The organism is Streptomyces sp. NPDC015346, assembly GCF_043078785.1.
Classification (GTDB): Bacteria; Actinomycetota; Actinomycetes; order Streptomycetales; family Streptomycetaceae; genus Streptomyces.
Genome location: NZ_JBIBTW010000001.1, coordinates 292,350 through 313,733, shown reverse-complemented (window position 1 = coordinate 313,733; position 21,384 = coordinate 292,350). Strand labels below are relative to the sequence as shown.

14 protein-coding genes are annotated in these 21,384 nt (G+C 73.5%); 8 read left to right on the top strand and 6 right to left on the bottom strand.

The window, feature by feature from the left end:
• Positions 1 to 100 precede the first annotated feature (100 nt).
• From ACF06X_RS01430 to ACF06X_RS01405, 6 genes are all read left to right on the top strand, one after another.
• Positions 101 to 2,128, top strand: a complete 2,028-nt coding sequence (locus ACF06X_RS01430) for an FAD/NAD(P)-binding protein (protein ID WP_392285934.1) — start codon at positions 101 to 103, stop codon at positions 2,126 to 2,128.
• A complete protein-coding gene (locus tag ACF06X_RS01425) occupies positions 2,125 to 3,729 on the top strand; it encodes a lyase family protein (RefSeq protein ID WP_392285124.1) in 1,605 nt (534 codons plus the stop codon). The genes ACF06X_RS01430 and ACF06X_RS01425 overlap by 4 nt, the downstream gene beginning before the upstream one ends.
• Before the next feature lie 116 nt (positions 3,730 to 3,845).
• A complete protein-coding gene (locus ACF06X_RS01420) occupies positions 3,846 to 5,207 on the top strand; it encodes a nitrate/nitrite transporter (protein ID WP_392285933.1) in 1,362 nt (453 codons plus the stop codon).
• A gap of 16 nt (positions 5,208 to 5,223) precedes the next feature.
• The gene (locus ACF06X_RS01415) at positions 5,224 to 7,386 is read left to right on the top strand and encodes a molybdopterin oxidoreductase family protein (protein ID WP_392285932.1); all 2,163 of its coding nucleotides are present in this window, start codon (positions 5,224 to 5,226) and stop codon (positions 7,384 to 7,386) included.
• Entirely contained in the window at positions 7,383 to 8,798 is a 1,416-nt protein-coding gene (locus ACF06X_RS01410) for an FAD-dependent oxidoreductase (RefSeq protein ID WP_392285123.1), read from the top strand. The genes ACF06X_RS01415 and ACF06X_RS01410 overlap by 4 nt, the downstream gene beginning before the upstream one ends.
• A complete protein-coding gene (locus ACF06X_RS01405) occupies positions 8,795 to 9,919 on the top strand; it encodes an NAD(P)/FAD-dependent oxidoreductase (protein WP_392285122.1) in 1,125 nt (374 codons plus the stop codon). The genes ACF06X_RS01410 and ACF06X_RS01405 overlap by 4 nt, the downstream gene beginning before the upstream one ends.
• Before the next feature lie 86 nt (positions 9,920 to 10,005).
• Here the strand turns inward: ACF06X_RS01405 and ACF06X_RS01400 are convergent, their stop codons facing one another.
• The 6 genes from ACF06X_RS01400 to ACF06X_RS01375 form a co-directional block, all read right to left on the bottom strand.
• On the bottom strand, positions 10,006 to 11,925 hold the full coding sequence (locus tag ACF06X_RS01400) for an anthranilate synthase family protein (protein WP_392285931.1): 1,920 nt from the start codon (positions 11,923 to 11,925) through the stop codon (positions 10,006 to 10,008).
• 167 nt (positions 11,926 to 12,092) lie between these two features.
• The gene (locus tag ACF06X_RS01395; RefSeq protein WP_392285121.1) at positions 12,093 to 12,716 is read right to left on the bottom strand and encodes an isochorismatase family protein; all 624 of its coding nucleotides are present in this window, start codon (positions 12,714 to 12,716) and stop codon (positions 12,093 to 12,095) included.
• Positions 12,717 to 12,768: 52 nt separating this feature from the next.
• Positions 12,769 to 13,539 (bottom strand): 2,3-dihydro-2,3-dihydroxybenzoate dehydrogenase, encoded by a 771-nt coding sequence (locus ACF06X_RS01390; RefSeq protein ID WP_392285120.1) that lies wholly within the window; start codon positions 13,537 to 13,539, stop codon positions 12,769 to 12,771.
• A gap of 42 nt (positions 13,540 to 13,581) precedes the next feature.
• Complete coding sequence (locus ACF06X_RS01385) at positions 13,582 to 14,754, bottom strand: 3-deoxy-7-phosphoheptulonate synthase (protein WP_392285119.1); 1,173 nt, start codon at positions 14,752 to 14,754, stop codon at positions 13,582 to 13,584.
• A 372-nt stretch (positions 14,755 to 15,126) separates the two neighbouring features.
• Positions 15,127 to 16,566 carry a multicopper oxidase family protein gene (locus ACF06X_RS01380; protein WP_392285118.1) on the bottom strand — a complete coding sequence of 480 codons (1,440 nt, stop codon included), beginning with the start codon at positions 16,564 to 16,566 and terminating at the stop codon, positions 15,127 to 15,129.
• Between the two features lie 260 nt (positions 16,567 to 16,826).
• The gene (locus ACF06X_RS01375) at positions 16,827 to 17,369 is read right to left on the bottom strand and encodes an SRPBCC family protein (RefSeq protein ID WP_392285117.1); all 543 of its coding nucleotides are present in this window, start codon (positions 17,367 to 17,369) and stop codon (positions 16,827 to 16,829) included.
• A gap of 260 nt (positions 17,370 to 17,629) precedes the next feature.
• Between ACF06X_RS01375 and ACF06X_RS01370 the strand changes: the two genes are divergently transcribed.
• Both ACF06X_RS01370 and asnB read left to right on the top strand, forming a co-directional pair.
• Positions 17,630 to 19,363, top strand: a complete 1,734-nt coding sequence (locus ACF06X_RS01370) for a carboxylesterase/lipase family protein (protein WP_392285116.1) — start codon at positions 17,630 to 17,632, stop codon at positions 19,361 to 19,363.
• Positions 19,364 to 19,407: 44 nt separating this feature from the next.
• A complete protein-coding gene (asnB, locus tag ACF06X_RS01365; RefSeq protein ID WP_392285115.1) occupies positions 19,408 to 21,264 on the top strand; it encodes an asparagine synthase (glutamine-hydrolyzing) in 1,857 nt (618 codons plus the stop codon).
• The last annotated feature ends 120 nt before the right edge of the window (positions 21,265 to 21,384 follow it).

The following is a 21,384-nucleotide window of genomic DNA, read 5'->3' as shown; positions in this document are numbered from 1 at the left end:
AGGCATGACCCACGACCGGCGAGCCGGCATGACCGACGACCGGCGAGCCGGCCTGGACGACCACACACGCGCGGGTGACAGCGACCACCGGGGAGCCGACATGAGCGACACGCACGCCGAGGTCTGCATCGTCGGCGCCGGGCCGCGCGGCCTGTCCGTCCTGGAGCGGATCTGCGCCAACGAGCGCCTCACGCCGACCCACCGGACCCTCACCGTGCATGTCGTCGACCCGGCCGCGCCGGGCCCGGGCGCGGTGTGGCGGACCGAGCAGTCGCGGCACCTGCTGATGAACACGGTCGCCTCGCAGGTGACCATGTACACCGACGACAGCGCCCGGATCGAGGGGCCGATCGAGCCCGGTCCCAGCCTGTACGCGTGGGCCCAGGAACTCCTGGCGCTGACGGACGCGGGCGGGTCCGCCGACGTGTACGACGCCGGGACGCTGGAGGAGGCGCGCCGGCTCGGCCCCGACTCGTACCCCTCGCGCGCCTTCTACGGCCGCTATCTGCACGACTGCTTCCGCCGGGTCGTGGCCCGCGCGCCGGGCCACGTCACGGTCCGCGTGCACCGCTCGCGGGCGGTGGCGATGGCCGACACCCACGGGGTGCCCGGCGGCCCGCAGGGGGTCCGTCTGGAGGACGGCACCCGGCTCAACCACCTCGACGGGGTGGTGCTCGCCCAGGGTCACGTGCCGGCCCGGCTGACGTCCCGTGAGGCGCGTACGGCGAGCCTGTCCCGCATCCACAATCTCCGCTACATCACCCCGGCCAACCCGGCGGACCTGGACCTGAGCGGCATCGAGCCGGGGCAGCACGTGCTGCTGCGCGGCCTCGGGCTCAACTTCTTCGACCACATGGCGCTGTTCACGGCCGGCCGGGGCGGCGTCTTCGAGCGGCGCGACGGACGGCTGGTGTACCGCGCCTCGGGGCGGGAGCCGAAGCTCTTCGCGTCCTCGCGGCGCGGGGTGCCGTACCACGCGCGCGGCGACAACCAGAAGGGCGCCTACGGGCGTCACCTGCCGCGCCTGCTGACCCCGGAGTTCATCGCCCGGCTGCGGGCCCGCTCCGTCGACGGCGAGCGGGTGAACTTCGCGCAGGACCTGTGGCCGCTGATCTCCCGGGAGGTGGAGAGCGTCTACTACGGCACGCTCCTCGACTCCCTGGGGCGCGGCGACGAGCGCGAGGAGTTCACCGCCCGGTACCTGGCGACGGGCGAGGAGTCCGACCGTACGGAGCTGGTGGCCTCGTACGGGATCGAGGAGCCGCGCCGCTGGGACTGGGAGAAGCTCTCCAGGCCGTACGGGGAGCGGGAGTTCACGAGCAGGGACGACTTCCGGGCGTGGCTGCTGCGCCATCTGGAGCGGGATGTGGCGGAGGCGCGGGCCGGCAATGTGCGGGGTCCGCTCAAGGCCGCTCTCGACGTGCTGCGGGACCTGCGCAACGAGGTCCGGCTCGCCGTCGACCACGGCGGCCTGGAGGGCAATTCGCACCGGGACGACCTGGAGGGGTGGTACACCCCGCTCAACGGCTTCCTGTCGATCGGCCCGCCGGCCTCCCGCATCGAGGAGATGATCGCGCTGATCGAGGCGGGTGTCCTGGAGGTCACCGGGCCCGGCACGCAGATCCGCCTCGACGCGGCGGCGCCGTCGTTCGTCGCCGCGTCGGAGTCCGTGCCGGGGCCGCCGGTACGGGCGTCGGTGCTGATCGAGGCGCGGCTGCCGGAGCCGGACCTGCGGCGCACCGAGGACCCGCTGATGCTGCACCTCCTGAACACCGACCAGGCGACGCCGTACCGGATCGCCGGTTCCTGCGGGACGAGTTACGAGACCGGGGGCCTGGCCGTCACCGAGCGGCCGTACCGGGTGGTGGACGGCCGAGGCCGACCGCACCCGCGCCGGTTCGCGTACGGCGTGCCCACCGAGTCGGTGCACTGGGTGACCGCGGCCGGGATCAGGCCGGGCGTCGACTCGGTGACGCTGGGCGACTCGGACGCGATCGCGCGGGCCCTGTGCGCGCTGCCGCCGACGGCCCAGGTGCCGGCCGGAGTGCGGCCGGTGACGGAGGGCGCGGCGGAGGCGGGGAGCTCGATGGAGGGCTCCGGTGCGCGGTTCGCCGGGGTGATCGTGTGACGCGCCCGTGGGAGGACGCGGGGCTCCTGTCGCCCGTACGGGCCGGGACACCGGTGGAGGCGGCGGTCGGCGACCGGGCCTGGCTGCAGGCCATGCTGGACGCCGAGGCCGCCCTGGTCCGGGCCCAGGCGCGGCTCGGCACGGTCCCGGAGGCGGCGGCCCGAGCCGTCTCCAACGCGGCGCGTGCGGAGCGCCTGGACCTGCGCGCCCTGGCCCTCGCGGCTCGCGAGACCGCGAACCCGGTGGTCGGCCTGGTGCAGGCGCTGACCCGGGTGGTGGCGGCGGAGGACCCGGCGGCCGCGGAGTACGTCCACCGGGGGTCGACGAGCCAGGACATCTTCGACACCGGCGCGATGCTCGTCGCGGACCGGGCGCTGCGGCTGATCCGCGCGGACCTGTCCCGTACGGCGGTCGCGCTGGCCGGACTCGCGGAGCGCCACCGCGACACCCTGATCGCCGGCCGCACCCTGACCCTCCACGCAGTCCCGACCACCTTCGGCCTCAAGACCGCCGGCTGGCGCGCGCTGCTCCTGGACGCGGACGACCGCCTCGCCCGCGTCCAGGAGACCCTCCCGGTCTCCCTGGGCGGCGCGGCGGGAACCCTCGCGGGCTACGTCGAGTACGCGCGCCTGGCGGCGGGGGCGGGGGGCGCTGAGGGGGCGGGCGGCCGTGGCGGTGTCCCGTCGGCCGGCGAGGCGCCGGGGGCGTCCACTCCCGGCGGACCCGGCCGGGACGCGCCGGGCGGCGACGCTCTCGCGGTCGGCCGTGCCGGTGCCACGGCGGCCGACGAGGCGCCGGGGGCGTCCGCTCCCGGCGGGCCGGACCACGACGCGCCGGGCGCCGATCGGGCGTTCGACGTGGCCGGGTACAGCGAGCGGCTGCTCGAGGTCTTCGCCGAGGAGGCCGGGTTGCGGGGAGCGGCGCCGCTGCCCTGGCACGCTCTGCGCGCGCCCGTCGCCGATCTCGCGTTCGCGCTCGCGTTCGCGGCCGGGGCGCTCGGGAAGATCGCCGTCGACGTGCAGTCGCTCGCGCGGACCGAGGTCGGGGAGGTCGCCGAGCCCTCGGGCGGGTCCGGGCGCGGGGCGTCGTCGGCGATGCCGCACAAGCGGAACCCGGTCCTCGCGACCCTGATCCGGTCCGCCGCCCTCCAGGTGCCCGCCCTCGCGGGCGCCTTGGGGCAGTGTCTGGTGACCGAGGACGAGCGCTCGGGCGGCGTGTGGCACGCCGAGTGGCAGCTGCTGCGCGAGTGCCTGCGGCTGACCGGCGGCGCCGCGCACACCGCCGTCGAGCTGGCCGAAGGCCTTCAGGTGCGGGCGGAGCGGATGCGGGAGAACCTGGCGCTCACCGGCAGCCAGGTCGTCTCCGAGCGGATCGCGGCCGTGCTCGCGCCCCGGCTCGGGAAGGCCGCCGCGAAGGAGCTCCTTACGTGGGCGTCGGTGACGGCGGACCGCGACGGCCGCCCGCTCCCCGACGTCCTCGCCGAGGCCCCGGAGCTCGCCGGGGTCATGGACGCCGCCGAGGTGGCCTCCCTCTGCGACCCGGCCGCCTACACGGGCGCGGCCGGCCCGCTGGTGGACCGGGCGTTGAAGGGCACGCCGTGAGCGTGACGGACCGGGACGGGCACGAGCACGGGCACGAGCACGAGCACGAGGACGGGCACAGGCACGGCGACGGACGCGAGAACCAGCCCGGACGCCGTCGCCGGCGCGGGCGGTGGATCGAGGCGTGGGACCCGGAGGACGTCCGGTTCTGGGAGGGCGGGGGCAAGCGCATCGCACGGCGCAACCTCGCGCTCTCCGTCGCCTCCGAGCACATCGGCTTCTCCGTCTGGTCCATGTGGTCGGTGCTCGTCCTGTTCATGTCGCCCCGCATCGGGCTACCCTTCACGCCCGGCGAGAAGTTCCTGCTCGTCGTCACTCCGACGCTGGTGGGAGCGGTGCTGAGACTCCCGTACAGCCACGCGGTCACGCGGTTCGGCGGCCGGAACTGGACGGTCTTCGCCACCGCCGTGCTGCTCGTCCCCGCCGGCGGCGCGGCGTACTTCACGCAGCGGCCCGGCACGCCCCTGTGGGTCTTCCTCGTCATCGGCGCGCTCGGCGGGGTCGGCGGCGGCAACTTCGCCTCGTCGATGACGAACATCACCGCCTTCTTCCCGCAGCGCCACCAGGGCTGGGCCCTCGGGCTCAACGCGGGCGGCGGCAATCTCGGGGTGGCCGTCGTGCAGCTCCTCGGACTCCTTGTGATCGCCACGGCCGGCGACACGCACCCCTCCTACGTCGCCGCGTGCTACCTGCCGCTGATCGTCGCCGTCTCGCTCCTGGCGGCGCTGCGGATGGACAACCTGGCGCCGGTACGCGGCGAGAAGGGCGCCCGGCGCGGCGCCCAGCGCGAGGCCCTGGGCGTCGCGCACACCTGGTGGATCTCGCTGCTCTACATCGGCACGTTCGGCTCGTTCATCGGGTACGGGTTCGCCTTCGGCCTGGTCCTCCAGACCCAGTTCGGCTCCACACCGCTCCAGGCCGCCTCGTACACGTTCCTCGGCCCGCTCCTCGGTTCGCTCGCCCGCCCCTTCGGCGGGCGGCTCGCGGACCGGTGGGGCGGGGCGCGGGTCACCGCGTGGACGTTCGTGGGGATGGCGGCGGGGACGGTGGGGCTGCTGCTCGCCTCGCGGGACGGCTCGTTCGCCCTGTTCGTGGCCGGTTTCACGGTGCTGTTCCTGCTCACCGGTATCGGCAACGGCTCCACGTACAAGATGATCCCGGCCGTCTTCGCCGAGCGGGCCGGCCGCGAGGTCACCGCGGGCGGGGACGCGACCCTGGCCTTCGCCCGCGCGCGCCGCCTCTCGGGCGCCGTGATCGGCATCGCCGGCGCCGTGGGCGCGCTCGGCGGGGTCGCGGTGAACCTCGCCTTCCGGGCGGCGTACGGTTCCGAGGGCGGCAGCGGCACGCCCGCCTTCCTGGCGTTCCTCGGCTTCTACGCGCTGTGTGTGGCGGTGACCTGGACGGTGTATCTGCGACCGGTACGGACGGGGCGGCAGCCGGAGCCGCGGGCGGTACGGCGTGGGGTCACCCGTGTCTGAGCCCTTGCCCGAGTTCATGTCCGAGCCTCTGCCCGAGCCCCTGCCTGTGTCCGGATCCGGGTCCGGGGCCGGGTCCGCCGGTCCGCCCCGTACCGTCCACACCCACTGCCCCTACTGCGCGCTGCAATGCGGCACGCGGCTCGGCCACGCCCTCGGCGAGGTCACCGTCACCCCCTCCGCGTTCCCCGTCAACCAGGGCGGCCTGTGCCAGAAGGGGTGGACCGCGCCCGAGGTCCTTTCGGCGGCCGACCGGCTGCGCGCGCCCCTGGTGCGCGGGGCGGACGGCAGGCTCGCCCCCGTCGGCTGGGACGCCGCCCTGGACCTGGTGGCCGGGCGGTTGCGGGAGATCCGGCGCGCGCACGGACCGGACGCGGTCGGGGTGTTCGGCGGCGGCGGGCTGACCAACGAGAAGGCGTACCTCCTCGGCAAGTTCGCCCGGCTCGCGCTGCGGACCAGCCGGATCGACTACAACGGCCGCTTCTGCATGTCCTCGGCAGCCGCCGCCTCCAACGCCGCCTTCGGCGTCGACCGTGGCCTGCCCTTCCCGGTGACGGACCTGGGCCGGGCGGACGTGGTTCTGCTGGCCGGGGCGAACCCGGCCGAGACGATGCCGCCGCTGATGCGGCACCTGGACCGGGCCGCGCTGATCGTGCTGGACCCGCGCCGCACCCCGACCGCCGAGCGTGCGGCGCTGCATCTGCGGCCCGCGCCGGGCACCGATCTCGCGCTGGCGCTGGGCCTGTTGCAGCTGACGGTGCTCGACGGGCGGCTCGACCACGCCTTCGTACGGGAGCGCACGAACGGCTTCGAGGCGGCCTGGCAGCGGGCGCTGCCCTGGACGCCGGAGCGGACCGAGCGGGTGACGGGGGTGCCGGTCGCGGCCCAGCGGGAGGCGGTGCGGCTGCTCGCCGACGCGCGCCGGGCGTACGTCCTGACGGGGCGCGGTGCCGAACAGCACAGCAAGGGCGCCGACACGGTCTCCGCGTTCGTGAACCTGGCGCTCGCGCTCGGGCTCCCCGGCCGGGACGGCAGCGGTTACGGCTGCCTCACCGGTCAGGGGAACGGCCAGGGCGGGCGCGAACTGGGGCAGAAGGCCGACCAGCTGCCCGGCTACCGGATGATCGACGACCCGGCGGCCCGCGAGCATGTCGCCGGGGTGTGGGGTGTGGAGGCGGCCGCGCTGCCGGGCGCCGGGCCGAGCGCGTACGAGCTGCTCGACTCGCTGGGGACGCCCCGCGGCCCGCGCGCGCTCCTGGTCTTCGGCTCGAACCCGGTCGTCTCCGCGCCGAACGCGGGCCATGTCACCGAGCGTCTCGCGGCGCTCGATCTGCTCGTCGTGGCGGACTTCGTGCCCTCGGAGACGGCCCGGATGGCGGACGTGGTCCTTCCGGTCGCCCAATGGGCGGAGGAGGAGGGCACGTTGACGAGCCTGGAGGGCCGGGTGCTGCGCCGGCGGGCGCTGCTCGCCCCGCCGCCGGGGGTGCGCGGCGATCTGGAGGTGCTGCGCGGGCTGGCCGTACGGCTCGGTGAACCGGCCGAGCGGTATCCCGTCGAGCCCCGGGAGGTCTTCGAGGAGCTGCGGCGGGCCACGGCGGGCGGCCGGGCGGACTACTCCGGGGTGAGCTACGAGCGCCTCGACGCGGGTGAGGCGCTGCACTGGCCGTGCCCGGCGGTGCCGGCGGGGCCGGCGCACCCGGGGACGCCGAGGCTCTTCCTCGACGGCTTCGCGCACCCGGACGGTCGGGCCCGTTTCGTACCGGTCGAGCATCGTGACGCGGCGGAACTCCCGGGCGGGGCACTTCCCTTGTACGCGACGACGGGCCGGGTCCTGGCCCACTACCAGTCCGGCGCCCAGACCCGTAGGGTGCCCGGTCTGACGGCGGTGGAGCCGGAGCCGTTCGTGGAGATCCACCCCGACGCGGCCCGGCGGGCCGGTGTCACGGCGGGCGGGCTCGCCCGGGTGGTGTCGGCGCGAGGAGCGGTGGTGGCGCGGGTGCGTCTGGTGGAGAGCCTGCGGACGGACACGGTGTTCCTGCCGTTCCACTTCCCGGGCGACGGGCGGGCGAACCTGCTGACGAGCGGGGCGCTCGACCCGCGCAGCGGGATGCCGGAGTTCAAGGTGAGTGCGGTACGGGTCGAACCGGTGGACGCGGTCCCCGGCGGGGCGGTGGGTGTGTGAAGCGGATCCTCGTCGTCGGCAACGGCCTGGCCGCGCACCGGCTGACCGCGCGCCTGGCCGCCCTCGGCCACGAAGGACCGGTGACCGTCCTGGGCGCCGAGCCGCACCCCGCGTACCAGCGCACGCTGCTGGGCTCGGTGCTCGGCGGGGGCGTGCCGGCGAGCGCGCTGACGCTGTCGGCGCCGCCGCCCGAGGTCGAGGTGCGGACGGGCGTCCGGGTCGTCGCGATCGACCGGCCGCGCCGGATGGTGCGGTGCGCGGACGGGACGCGGTACGGCTACGACACGCTGGTCCTGGCGACCGGGGCGCGGCCGACCGGTGACGTGCACACCCTGGCCGACGCCGCCCGGCCGGTGCGGGGGCGGGTGGCCGTGGTGGGCGGAGGCGTCCTCGGCGTGGAGACGGCGACGGCGCTGCGACGGCGCGGGCACCGGGTGGTCCTGGCGCACGGCGGCCCGTACCCGATGCACCGCCATCTGGACGAGGTGGCGGGCCAGTTGGTGGCGGCCCGCCTGGAGTCCTGGGGCATCGAGCTGCGCATGGGCGCGTACGTCCCGGCGTCGGACGGGTCGGGCGCGTCCGGTACGTCCGGCGCGGCGGGCACGTCCGGCACGTCCGGCACGTCCGGCACGGCGGGCACGTCCGGTACGTCCGGCACGCTCGGCACATCCGGCGCACTCGGAGCGCTCGGCGCCGACACGGTCCTGCGGTGCACCGGCACCGTGCCGGAGACGGCGGCGGCCCGCGAGGCGGGCCTGGCGGTGCGGCACGCGTCGGGGAGCATCGTGGTGGACGACCGTCTCCGGACGAGCGATCCCGCGATCCGGGCGATCGGCGCCTGCGCGGGCGCGCCGGACCTGGCGGGCGCCCTGGCGCAGGCGGAGACCCTGGCCACGCTCCTCACGGGCGGCGACGCCCGGTACGCACCGGTGCCGCAGGTCCTGCGCCCGAGGGTCCCGGGCCTGGACATCGCCTCGCTCGGCGCGTCGGTGCCGTCGGGCGGGTCCGACGAGGTGGTGACCTTCTCCGACCCGGCGCGCGGCCGGTACGCCAGGCTCGAGATCCGGGACGACCGAATATCCCGGGCCGTGCTCGTCGGCCTCCCCGAAGGCATAGCGGCCGTGACCCAGCTGAGCGACACGGGACGGCCCGTGCCCGGGGACCGGCTCGCCCTGCTCCTCGGGGGCCGGACGAAGGCTCCCGGGGACGACCCGGCGGCGATGGCCGACGAAGCCGTCCTCTGCCACTGCAACAACGTCAGCAAGGGGACGGTCGTGCGGGCCTGGCAGGACGGCGCCCGGGAGCTCGCGGCCCTGGCCGCGACGACCCGCGCGACCACCGGTTGCGGCGGCTGCACGGCGGCGATCCGCGCGGTGTGCGCGTCGCTCCCGATCCCGGAGGAGGTCGCATGAGCCCCGGTCGGCGGACGCTCGTCGTCGTCGGATACGGGCCCGTCGGGCACCGGCTGGTCGCCGAGGTACGGGCCTTGGACCGGACCGACAGTTGGCGGATCGTCGTGCTCGGCGAGGAGCCGCGGGGCGCGTACGACCGGATCGCGCTCTCCTCCCTCGTCTCCGGCCGTACGCCGGCCGACCTCGCGCTGCCCGCCCCCGGCTCCCTCGTCGACGTGCGGCTCTCCACGACGGTGACCGGGATCGACCGGGACCGGCGGACCGTGCGGTGCGCCGACGGGACACGGCACGCGTACGACGCCCTGGTCCTGGCCACCGGCTCGCGGCCGTTCGTGCCGCCCGTCCCGGGGCACGACCTGCCGCACTGCCTCACGTACCGCACGGTCGAGGACATCGAGGCGCTCCGGGCCGCCGCCCGCCCCGGCGCGCCGGGCGTCGTCGTCGGCGGCGGGCTGCTCGGTCTGGAGGCCGCCGACGCGCTGCGGCGGCTCGGTATGCGTCCCCATGTGGTCGAGGCGGCCCCCCGTCTGATGCCGCTTCAGGTGGACACGGGCGGCGGCCGGCTCCTCGCCTCGCTGGTGCGGGGGCTCGGCGTCGAGGTGCACTGCGGGGCGACGACCGTCTCCGTCGACGCGGACCGGGTCCGGCTCGCGGACGGTACGGAGATCGAGGCCGGGCTCGTCGTCTTCTCCGCGGGGATACGGCCCCGGGACGAACTGGCGGCGGACGCGGGCCTGGCGACCGGTGAGCGGGGCGGGTTCCTCGTCGACGACGGCCTGCGCACGGACGACGGGCGGATCTGGGCGGTCGGCGAGTGCGCGGCCGTCGAGGGCCGCTGCCACGGTCTGCTCGCCCCCGGTTACCGTATGGCCGCCGCCGTGGCCCGGAGCCTCATGGGCCTCGCCCCCACCCCGTTCGGCGACACCGGGCAGCCTACCCGGCTGAAGCTGCTCGGCATCGACGTCTCCGGGTTCGGTGACATCCACGCCCGCACGGAGGGGGCGATCGAGTTCAGCGAGGCCGACCGGGCGGGCGGCCGCTACCGCAAGCTGGTCCTGGGCGCGGACGGCCACACGCTGCTCGGCCGCGTGGAGGTCGGCACGGCTCCCGCCGGTTCCTGAACGGGCCGCGGAAGGGGCCGAGGACGCGCGGTCCCCGGCCCCCTCGCGACTCAGCGGGCGACGAACGGCCTCCTGGACCGTACCGGTCATGCGACGGGCACGCCCTCGGCCGACGCGCCCTCCGCCGGCACGTCCTCGGCCGGGGCGCTCTTCAGCAGGCCGCCGAGGAGGGACGCGACGATCCGCGGCCCGCTCTGGGTGAGCACGGACTCGGCGTGGAACTGCATCGACGCGAAGTGCGGTCCGCGCAGGGCGTGCACCTCGCCGGTCTCCGGGTCGCGGCTGACCTCGACGGTGCCGAGCTCCGGGTGGTGGAGGCGGTCGCTGTCGCTTCGGGCCGCGAAGGTGTTGTAGAAGCCGACCCGTTCGCGGCTGCCGAAGAGGTCGATCTCCTTCTGCACGCCCTGGTTGGGCACGTCGCGGCGGGCGAGTTCCAGGCCGAGGCGCAGGCTGAGGACCTGGTGGCTGAGGCAGACCGCGAGGAACGGCCGGCGCTCGCGCAGCAGTGTGGAGACCGCCTCCCGCAGGTGCGCGATCTTGGGGTGTCCCGCCTCGCGGGGGTCGCCAGGACCTGGGCCCATGATGACGAGGTCGTAGCCCTCGAGGGCGTAATCCTCGTCGAAGCGGCGGACCGTCACCTCCGGCCCCATGGCGCGTACCTGCTGTCCGATCATCGAGGTGAAGGTGTCCTCGGCGTCGACGATGAGGACGCGCTGTCCGGCGAGGACGGGGTCGGGTACCGGCCGGCCTCGGCCGGACTCCTCCGCGAGCCAGAAGTCGGCGATGGTGGCGTTGCGCCGCTCCAGCGCCTCCCGGACGCGCGGGTGGGCGCGGAAGCGGGCGGCGCCGTGGTCCTGGAGGGCGGAGAGCAGCCCGGCGGCCTTGGCGCGGGTCTCGGCGACCTCCGACTCCGGGTCGGAGTGGCGTACCAGCGTGGCGCCGACTCCGATCCCGACCCGGCCGGCGGCGTCGATCTCGGCGGTACGGATGAGGATGGCCGAGTCCATGGCCCGGCCTCCGAGGGCGTCGCGGCCGATGAGGGCGGCGATCCCGCTGTAGTAACGGCGGCCGTGGGGTTCGTACTTTGCGATGACGCGGGCCGCGCTCTCCAGCGGCGAACCGGTCACGGTCGGGGCGAACAGCGTCTCGCGCAGGATCTCGCGCGGGTCGCGGTCGGTCTGGCCCTCGATGAAGTACTCGGTGTGGGCGAGCCGGGCCATCTCCTTGAGGTAGGGGCCGACGACCCGGCCGCCGTCCTCGCAGATCCGGGCCATCATCTTCAGCTCCTCGTCGACGACCATGTACAGCTCGTCGGCCTCCTTGCGGTCGGCGAGGAAGTCGAGGACGCCGTGGAGGGTGGGGCCGGAGGCGGGGTAGCGGTAGGTGCCGCTGATCGGGTTCATCACGGCGGTGCCGTCGGCGAGGCTGACGTGCCGCTCGGGGGACGCGCCGACGAAGGTGCGCTCCCCGGTGTGGATGACGAAGGTCCAGTACGCGCCCGTCTCGCGCTCCAGGAGCCGCTTGAAGAAGGTCAGCGCGCTGCCGGGTCCGTAGTCGGTGATCTCGGCCGTGAAGGAGCGGCGGATGACGAAGTTGGCGCCCTCGCCGGTGCCGATCTCGTCGGCGACGATCCGGCGCACGATCTCGGCGTAGGCGGTGTCGTCGACGTCGAAGCGGCCCTCGGCGAGGGTGATCGGGACGTCGGGGATCGCGGCCAGGACGGTGTCGAGGGGGACGGTGGTCTGCTCGGTGACGCTCATCGCGATGAGCGGGGCGCCGTCGTCGGTACGGTCGAAGCCGCGCTCGCCGATCTGGCGGTACGGGACGACGGCGAGGACCTCGTGCCGGCTGGCGGTGCCCGGGTCCTCGCGCAGCGGGAGGTCGGCGAGGGTCGCGGGCAGCGAGATGTCGCCGGTCAGCAGGTCGAGGGCGCCGGGCCCGGTGGTCTCGGGCCGGTGCAGCACGGCGAAGGCGGGCGGGTTCGGGCCGAGGATACGGCTCAGCAGGTCCTGGGGCTCAGCCTGGGCCTGGGACTGCGGCTCACCCTGCGTCTGCGCCTGGGCCTGGGACTGCGGCTCACCCCGGGCGGGAGCCTCGGCCTGGGACTGCGGCTCACCCCGGGCGGGAGCCTCGGGCTCGGGCTCGGGGGCCGTGCGCCGGGCGGGGAACGCGGTCACCCCAGCACCTCCTTGGCGGTGGTGACGACGGCGCAGCGCTTGGCGGCGTAGTCGACGGCCGACCAGTGCTCGGCCTCGGTGAAGTCGCCGAGGGCGTCGGCGACGAGGAAGGTCTCGATGTCGTTCGTGAACGCCTCGACCGCGCTGGCGAGGACGCCGACGTGGGCGTACACCCCGCAGATGATCAGCTGGTCGCGGCCGTGGAACCGCATCCGCTCCAGCAGGTCGGTCTTGAAGAAGGCGCTGTAGCGCCACTTGGTGAGCAGCCAGTCCCCGGAGGCGGGGGCGAGTGGCTCCACGACCTCCCGGTCGGCGGGGTCGACGCGCATGCCCGGACCCCAGAAGTCGGCGAGCAGACCGCGCTGCTCGGGCGTCATGCCGCCGGGCTGCGCGGTGTACGCCACCGGGATGCCGCGGTCGGCGCAACGGTCGCGGAGCAGGGCGGCATTGGCGATGATCTCCTCGCGCAGCGGCGTGGGGAAGGGCGCCAGGAAGTAGCGCTGCATGTCGTGGACGAGCAGGACCGCTCGGTCCGGGTCCACGGACCAGTGCGGGGTGGCGGGCGGCAGCGCGCCGGCCGTCGGCAACGGATAGGCCTCGATGGGCGGTATCCCGGCCATGACGTCCTCTCGGGTACGGAAGGGGATGAGGGGTTCCGGTGCGGGGCGGGCGCTACGCGCCGAGCGAGGCGCCGCCGTCGACCGTGAGGTCGTGCAGGGTGATGTGGGAGGCCTGGTCGGACAGGAGGAAGACGACGGCGTCGGCGATGTCGGTGGGCAGCGCCAGCTTCTTCAGCGGGATGCCGACGCGGAACGCCTCGGGGCGGCCCTCGATGGTCCCCTTGGGACCGGACTCGTCGTGCCACATCGAGGACAGCATCGGGGTGTCCGTGGAGCCGGGGGCGACCAGGTTGCAGCGGATGCCGTACCGCGCGACCTCGAGCCCCAGCGACTTGGTGAAGAGGGAGGCGGCGGCCTTGGAGGCGGCGTACGCGGCCATCTCGCTGCGCGGGGTGTTGGCGGCGTTGGAGGCGACGGTGACGAGGGCTCCGGAGCCGCGCGGGATCATCCGGTCGACGACGGCGCGGGAGACCTGGAAGACGCCGGTGGCGTTGACGGCGAAGGTGGCCGCCCAGTCCTCGTCGGTGAAGGTGCGGACGGGGCCGAGGCGCAGGACGCCGGCCGCGTTGACGAGGTGGTCGATCGGGCCGAGGCGGCGCTCGACCTCGTCGACGAGGGCGGTGACCTGAGCGCTGTCGGTGACGTCGGCGGGGAACGCCTCGACGGGCAGGCCCTCGGCGGCGAACGCGGCCACCCGCTGCTTGAGCGTGACCTCGTCGCGGTCGACGGCGGCGACGGTGGCACCGCGATCGGCGAGCGCGCGGACCACGGCGGCGCCGATCCCGCCCGCGGCGCCGGTGACGAGGGCGATCTTGTCCTGCATGACGGTTCCTCCCTGGAAGCGTGTGGGGCCGGGCGGACGGGGTCAGGCGCGCCAGGCCGAGATGACCGTGACGGCCTGGCCGGGGTTGAGCCGCGGGTCGCAGAGGCTGGTGTAGTGCTCGCCGCAGCGGCCGGCCCACTGCTCGCCGAGCACGCACTCGGTGACGTCGTCGGGGGTGGTCTCCAGGTGCACGCCGCCCGCGATGCCGCCGGAGGAGCGCACGGCGAGCTGGAACTCGGAGATCTCCCGCTCGACGGTCGTCGTGTAGCGGGTCTTGAGGCCGCCGGGCGCGGCCACGGTGTTGCCGTGCATGGGGTCCGTCAGCCAGATGACCGGGTGGCCGGCGGCGCGGACGGCCTCGACGAGCGGCGGCAGCTTCCGGGCGACCTTCTCGGCGCCCATGCGGGCGATGAGGGTGAGCCGGCCGGGCTCGCGGGCCGGGTCGAGGAGCTCGCAGAGGGTGAGCAGCTCCTCGGGGGTCATGCCGGGGCCGACCTTGCAGGCGACCGGGTTGACGACCTCGGCGAGGAGGGCGACGTGGGCGCCGTCGGTCTGGCGGGTGCGTTCGCCGATCCACGGGAAGTGGGTGGAGGCGAGCAGCAGCCGGCCCTCGTCGTCGCGGCGCAGCATCGGCACCTCGTAGTCGAGGAGCAGGGCCTCGTGGCTGGTCCAGACGGGCGGGTCGATGACCGGGCGGCCGACGGGCTTGCGCCAGCCGAGGTGGCCCATGATGTCGTTGGCGGCCATGTAGCCGGTGAGCAGGCGCAGCGGGTCGGGGCGGCGGGACTCCGGGTCGGGCTCGGGTCCGTTGACCATGTGGCCCCGGTAGACGGGGAGTTCGAGCTCGCCGACCTTCTCGGTGTCGTTCGAACGGGGCTTGCCGAACTGGCCGGCTATGCGGCCCACGCGGATCACCGGCTTGTGGGTGATCATCTTCATGGCGCCGGCGAGCAGGTCGAGGACGGCGGCCTTGCGGGCGACGTGCTGGGCCGTGGACTCGTCGGGGTCCTCGGAGCAGTCGCCGGACTGGACGACGACGGCCTCGCCCGCGGCCACCCTGGCGAGCAGGGTGCGCAGGGTGTGCACGTCCTGGGGGCTGACCAGGGCGGGGCGGACGCTCAGTTCCTCCCGTACGCGTTCCACCTGGGAGGCGTCTTCCCACACGGGCTGTTGCAGAGCCGGCCTTTGCCGGATGTCGAGCAGAGTGTTGTCCACAGGGGGTCTCTCTCCTAAGACGACAGGACGACGTGCGGCGGCATTCTTCGTGGCAGAGATCCACTCGGCGGGAAGAGCGGGGAAGAGCGGGGGAAGAGCGGGCGGACGACGGGCCGGCCGGCGGATCACCGAACCGGCGTCGGAGGCGTCCCAGGCATCCGACGTTCCAAGGCGTCCGAGGCGTCCGCGGCGTCCGCGGCGTCCGAGGCGTCCGAGGCGTCCGAGGTGTCCGAGGTGTCCGACGTGTCGTCGGCAGGGCCGGCCGGCCCGGAATTCGTTCGAATCATCCGCCGTGTGCGGCGGCCCGGCCAATGACGCGGGCCGCACTCCGTCAAGTGGGCGGAGAATCCATCAGGTCGGTTCGGTTTCCGTTCACACGACTTCCATCTGGGCCATCATTCCCATCGCCGCGTGGTCGAGCATGTGACAGTGGTAGAGATATTTCCCCCGATAGCTGTCGAATGTCGCCTGGAACTTCACCGTCTCGCCGGGCATGACGCGGATCGTGTCCTTGAGTCCTGCCTCGGCCGGGCCGGGCGGATTTCCGTTCCGCTCCAATACGCGGAACTGCACCAGGTGAATATGGAAGTTGTGCGGGATGGCCTGATTGCTGTTGGTGACCGTCCAGATTTCCGAGCCGCCCCAGGGGACGGTGTTGTCGATGCGATGGTGGTCGTAGACCTTTCCGTCCATATAGCCCTGCGGATGCGGCCGCCCGTCCTCGTCCATGCTCATGACGACGGTCCGCCGGCCCGTGACGGCGGGCAGCGCGGGGAGGGTGCGCAGGGTGGCGGGCACGGAGCTGGAATCGGTGGCGGTCTTCACCACGTCGAAGCGGAGCACCTTGCCGGTCAGTTCGGCCGGTCCCGGACCCTCGGTGTTCTCCAGAACCAGCTGGGTGCCGACCGGGTAGCGGGAGAAGTCGATGACGACCTCGGCGCGTTCACCGGGCGAGAGGGAGACGGTGTCGGTGGAGAAGGGTTTCTCCAGCAGACCGCCGTCGGACCCGATCTGCGTGAACGGCGAGCCGTCCTGCAGACGCAGGGTGAAGAACCGCAGATTGGTGGAGTTGAGCAGCCGGAAGCGGTACTTCCGGGCGGCCACCTGGAGGTAGGGCCAGGCCTTGCCGTTGGCGAGGATGGTGGAGCGGCCCATGAAGTCGTCCATGGCGTAGACGAGTTGCCCGGCCGCGTCGAGGTTCGCCTCGCGGAGCATGATCGGCACGTCGTACGAGCCGGAGGGCAGCGGGAGCGCCTTCTCCTGGGCGTCGGTGAGCAGGTAGAACGCGGACAGGCCGCGGTAGACGTGCTCGGACTCCATGTGGTGGGCGTGGTCGTGCAGCCAGAGCGGGGCGTGTGCCTGCTGGTTGGGATAGTGGTACGTACGGACGCCGCCGGGGGCGATCGTGGCCATCGGGTCGCCGTCGTGCTGGGGGGCGACGTGCCCGCCGTGCAGGTGGATCGAGGCCGGCATGTCCAGCTTGTTGTACTGGTTGACGACGACCGGGCGGCCGGAGGTGGCCCGGATGAGGCCCGGGAAGCCGCCGTTGAAGGTGAAGACCTCGGTGAGCTTGCCGGGCACGATCTCCTTGGTGTTCCTGCGTATCGAGATGTTGTAGGTGTCCACGCCGTTGGCGGTGGAGCTGGGCGCGATGACCTGGGGAAGCGGCATCGCCTGGGTGAAGAACGCGACGGCGGTCGCGTCGGCCGCGGAGGCCGACGCCGCGCCGAGCAGCGGGGTCAGGGCCGCACCGGTGGCCACCGTGCCGCCTGTCGCCAGGGCGGCACCGATGAACCGTCGTCTGGAAAGCATGGGGATTCCCCTCGTCATGGGCGCACCCTGTGCGCGCCCCGATCTCCGTGCTGTCGGTGTGGGGGGAGTTCGTGGGGGGAGCTTGCGGGGGCCACCGCCGCCGGTCACGCGGCGGGGCTCGTGGGGCTCGGCCCCTGGGTCGCGGGGCTCATGGAGCCTCGCCCGCCGGTCACGCGGCGGGGCCGGGCATGCGCGGGGCCGGCCCCGAGAGGGGGCCGGCCCGGCGCTGCGTCGTTCCTGGTGCGGTGCGGGAGGTGGCGTCAGTCCTTCTCGACGACGACCTTGATCTTGCCGAGGGTCTCGGTGATGTCCCGGGTCATCTTCTCCGTCCAGTCGGCGATGAACTTCCGCTTGTCGGCCTCGTCCATGTCCTTGGTGATCTGGTGGATTCCGGGCGAGGCGTATCCCATACGGAACGTCTGGGAAAGCGTGGCACCGTCCTCCGCGGGCTCGATCAGGAAGGACCAGGTGAGCTCCTGCGGTTCACCGGTCTTCGAGTGGATCTTCCAGCGGAACGCGCGGCCGGGGGTGGTCTCCACGACTTCCGACTTCGTGTGCCAGATTCCGCGGATGAGCGGGGCCCAGGACACGACGTCGTCGCTGCGGAAGTTCTCTCCCTCGAAGATGGAGCCGACCTGTCCGGGCTCTCCGGACAGCCACGTGCCGTCCTGGAGTTCCGAGCTCCACTCGGAATGCCGTTTCATGTCGCTGACGATCGAGTAGATCTTGTCGGCGGAGGCCGCGATGTGAATCTCGGCGCCCAGCTCGAAAAGGGGGCGGGAGTCCAGAATCGACGTTGTCATGCCTGGATCGTGCCGATCCCACGCTGCTGTGCTCAAAGGTTCGGGTGTGAATCCGTCAGGTCACCGTGACACCGCTTCCACCGGACCGGCCGAGGATGCCGAAGTGACCTGACTGAGTACGCCGAAGCGCATTGGCCGAGGCCAGGAGCGTACGGCACCCTCACACCGTCGTCACTCTTCGACGTGCCGTCTTTCGCCATTCGCATACCCGGGGAGTTTTGTTTATGGACCGGTCGGGAGTTGGACATGAGCCGCCACATATGCCACGGAGACGTACGGTCGTCGCGGCCGCCGCAGCGGTGGCGACCGCGGTGACCGTGCCCGGCGCGGCGGCGGCCGGCACCGGGTCCGCCCGGGGGGCGGCCACGTCCCCCGAGGAGACCACCGGTGTCGTCACCCGCGTCGGCGGCGGCCTGATCAGGGGCGAGCGGACCGGCGGCCTGTCCGTCTTCCGCGGGGTGCCCTACGCCGCTCCCCCGGTCGGCGCGCTGCGCTACCGCTCGCCGCGCCCGGTCACCCCGTGGAGCGGGGTGCGGGACGCGACCGCGTTCGCGCCCGTCTCGTACCAGTCGTATCTGCCGGGCTCCAGCGAGGACAGCCTGTACGCGAACGTCTGGACGCCGGACACCGGCGGCTCCCGGCCCGTCGTCGTCTACATCCACGGCGGCGGCTGGTTCCTGGGCGCCGGCAGCGAGCCGGACTTCGACGGCGCGCGCCCCGCCGCACACGGCGACATGGTCGTCGTCACCTTCAACTACCGTCTCGGCGCGCTGGGCTGGGGTCTGCACGAGGACCTGCTCGACGAGCGCACCGGCGGGTACTCCAACTGGGGCCTGCAGGACCAGGTGGCGCTGCTGCACTGGGTGCGCCGCAACGCGGCGGCCTTCGGCGGCGATCCGGCGAACATCACCCTCGTCGGCACCTCGGCCGGCGGCTCCTCGACCTGGCAGCTCGGGCTCCTCCCCGAGCTGCGCGGGACCGTGCGGCGGATCGTCCCGATCAGCGTCAAGCACGTGTGGGAGCCCGCCAGTTCGATGAGCCGGGAGGACTCCCACCGGGTCTTCGAACTGGTCGCCCGCAAGCTCGGCACCACCGTCCGGGGCCTGCGGACCGTCCCGGCGGACCGGCTGAAGGAGACCTGGGAGAAGATCTTCTCGGGCAGCCCCACCGACCGCGAGGTCACCACCTGGCGGGAGTACCAGGGCCCGGTCGTCGACGACCGCTGGATGCTCGGCCACGACTTCGAGCTGCCCACCCCGGACCTTCCCACCCTGACGATCTACGGCCGGACCGAGGGCACCTTCTTCACCACGGGCCCCGGCTACCCCTTCCCCGGCCCCCACCCCACCGACGACGAGAGCCTGCGCACCGCCGTCCGGGCGGTGCTCCACAAGGGCGCGGTCCATGTCGCCGACACCGAGGTGGACGCGGCGATCTCCGCGTACCGCCGGGCCGCCGCCATCGACGGGCTGCCGCAGGACCCGGTGTCGATCTGGGGCGCGATATGGGGCGACAGCCTCTTCCGCTACCAGATCACCCGGCTCGCCGAACGGCAGGCGCGGGAGCGGCCCGGGGTGCCGAGCTATCTGATGGAGTTCGCGCACCCGGTCGCCCCGCCGCTGACCGGCACCCCGCACGAGGCCACCTCCAAGTTCCTCTTCGGCACCTACGGCTCCGCCGTCAACGCCCCGCACTACGGCGACGGCCCCCTGGAGCGGCTGGTCTCGGACACCTTCATCGACCTGATCGCCTCCTTCGCGCGCGGCGGGGCACCGAGCAGCCCGAACGCGCCGACGGTTCCCCGGTTCTCACCGGACCGGCCCTCCACGCTGATCCTCGGTGGGGAGCGGGTTGCCGAGATCGGCGAGCGCTCGGCGCTGCGCCAGCTCGCGTACTGGGACACCGCCGGCTGGGTGCCGGCCCCGAAGCCGACGACGGCCCCGGCCCGGCTCTCGGCCGAGGCCCGGAAGCCCGCGCCCGCCCCCCGCGCCTGACTCCGTACACCCCGCTGATCATTCGAGAAAGGACCTGAGGCGCCATGTGCGGACTCACCGGCTGGGTCGCCTACGACCGTGACCTGACGCTCGGCGGCGACACCGCCGATGCCATGACCCGGACCCTGGAGTGCCGGGGCCCGGACGACGGCGGCATCTGGCTCACCCGCCACGCCGCCCTCGGCCACCGCCGGCTCTCCATCATCGACCTGGAGAACGGCCGGCAGCCCATGCACGCCGTCCCCGGCGACGACGGGCAGCCCGTCCTCGTCTACACCGGTGAGGTCTACAACTTCCGCGAGCTGAAGGCGGAACTCGCCGAGCTCGGCCACACCTTCCGTACCGCCTCCGACACCGAGGTGGTGCTGCATGCCTACCTGGAGTGGGGCGAGGAGTTCGCCGAGCGGCTCAACGGCATGTACGCGCTCGCCATCTGGGACCCGCGCACCGAGGAACTCCTCCTGGTCCGCGACCGGATGGGCGTCAAGCCGCTCTACTACTACCCCACCGCCGACGGCGTCCTCTTCGGCTCCGAGCCGAAGTCGATCCTCGCCCACCCGGAGGCGGAGGCCGTCGTCGACGCCGAGGGTCTCGCGGAGATCTTCGCCATCATCAACACCCCAGGCCACGCCGTCTTCAAGGGCATGCGGGAGGTGGTCCCCGGCACGTCCGTCCGCTTCTCGCGCGCGGGCACGGAGACCCGGACGTACTGGACACTCCAGGCGCGCCCTCACACCGACGACCTCGACACCACCATCGCCACCGTCCGCGAACTCCTCGAGGACATCGTCGAGCGGCAGCTCATCGCCGATGTGAAGGTCGGCACGCTGCTCTCCGGCGGCCTCGACTCCAGCGCCGTGACCGCGCTCGCCGCCAAGGTGCTGCGCGAGCAGGGCTCCGACGAGCGGATCACCGCCTTCTCGGTCGACTTCAAGGACCACGGCGAGACCTTCCGCGACAACGGCATCTGGATGGACCCGGACACCCCCTACGCCGTCGACGTGGCGAAGCACTCCGGCGCCGAGCACGTCATCGTGGAGCTGGACAACACGGACATCCTCGACGAGGACGTCCGGGCCGCCGTGCTGCGCGCCCAGGACCTGCCGGTCTCCACCGGGGACATGGAGCACTCGCTGTACCACCTGTGCAAGGCGCTCAAGGAGCGCGTCACGGTGGCGCTCTCGGGCGAGGCGGCCGACGAGATCTTCGGCGGCTACAACTGGTTCTTCGACGAGGAGGCCGTGAACGGGGACACCTTCCCCTGGTACGACGCCTGGCGGCGGCTCGGCGGCCTGGACACGATCAAGGAGATCGGGCTCTGGGACCGGCTCTCCCTGGAGGAGTACGTCAAGCGGCGCTACGCCGAGTCCCTGGAGGCGGTGCCGCGCCTGGCCGGCGACTCCCCGCACGAGGAGCGGATGAAGGAGCTGACCTGGCTCAACATCACGCACTGGGAGAAGTTCCTGCTGGACCGCAAGGACCGGATCTCGATGTCCACCAGCCTGGAGGTCCGCGTCCCGTTCACCGACCACCGGCTCGTCGAGTACGTCTACAACGTGCCGTGGGAGATGAAGAACTTCGACGGCCGGGAGAAGAGCCTGCTGCGCGCGGCCTCCGCGCACGTGCTGCCCCAGTCGGTGCTCGACCGCAAGAAGAGCCCGTACCCCTCCACGCAGGACGTCGAGTACGTCACCGCGCTGCGCGCCAAGGTCGAGGAGCTGCTCGCCGAGGACGCGCCGGTGCTGCGGCTCGTCCCGCGCGAGGGGATCCAGAAGCTCCTCGACAAGCCGCTGGAGGAGTACGCGGCGCTCGGCGGGCTCTGGGGGACCCGGGCGGTGATGGAGCGGCTGGTGGAGTTCAACGCCTGGGCGCTCGCGTACGAGGTGCGCATCGAGCTCTGACCTGCGTGTTCGCCCCACTGCGGCGTCGTGCGCGGCCTTCGGGCCGTGCGCGGCGCCGCGGACGCATGTGTACGACCCGTCCCACCGGCACCGCCCGCGCCACCCGCACGACCCGTACGG

Excerpts from the sequence above, each read along its gene's own strand:
- ACF06X_RS01430 (WP_392285934.1), top strand. The coding sequence starts at position 101 with ATGAGCGACACGCACGCCGAGGTCTGCATCGTCGGCGCCGGGCCGCGC.
- ACF06X_RS01415 (WP_392285932.1), top strand. The coding sequence starts at position 5,224 with ATGTCCGAGCCTCTGCCCGAGCCCCTGCCTGTGTCCGGATCCGGGTCC.
- ACF06X_RS01405 (WP_392285122.1), top strand. The coding sequence starts at position 8,795 with ATGAGCCCCGGTCGGCGGACGCTCGTCGTCGTCGGATACGGGCCCGTC.
- ACF06X_RS01395 (WP_392285121.1), bottom strand. The coding sequence starts at position 12,716 with ATGGCCGGGATACCGCCCATCGAGGCCTATCCGTTGCCGACGGCCGGC.
- ACF06X_RS01390 (WP_392285120.1), bottom strand. The coding sequence starts at position 13,539 with ATGCAGGACAAGATCGCCCTCGTCACCGGCGCCGCGGGCGGGATCGGC.
- ACF06X_RS01380 (WP_392285118.1), bottom strand. The coding sequence starts at position 16,566 with ATGCTTTCCAGACGACGGTTCATCGGTGCCGCCCTGGCGACAGGCGGC.
- ACF06X_RS01375 (WP_392285117.1), bottom strand. The coding sequence starts at position 17,369 with ATGACAACGTCGATTCTGGACTCCCGCCCCCTTTTCGAGCTGGGCGCC.
- ACF06X_RS01370 (WP_392285116.1), top strand. The coding sequence starts at position 17,630 with ATGCCACGGAGACGTACGGTCGTCGCGGCCGCCGCAGCGGTGGCGACC.
- asnB (WP_392285115.1), top strand. The coding sequence starts at position 19,408 with ATGTGCGGACTCACCGGCTGGGTCGCCTACGACCGTGACCTGACGCTC.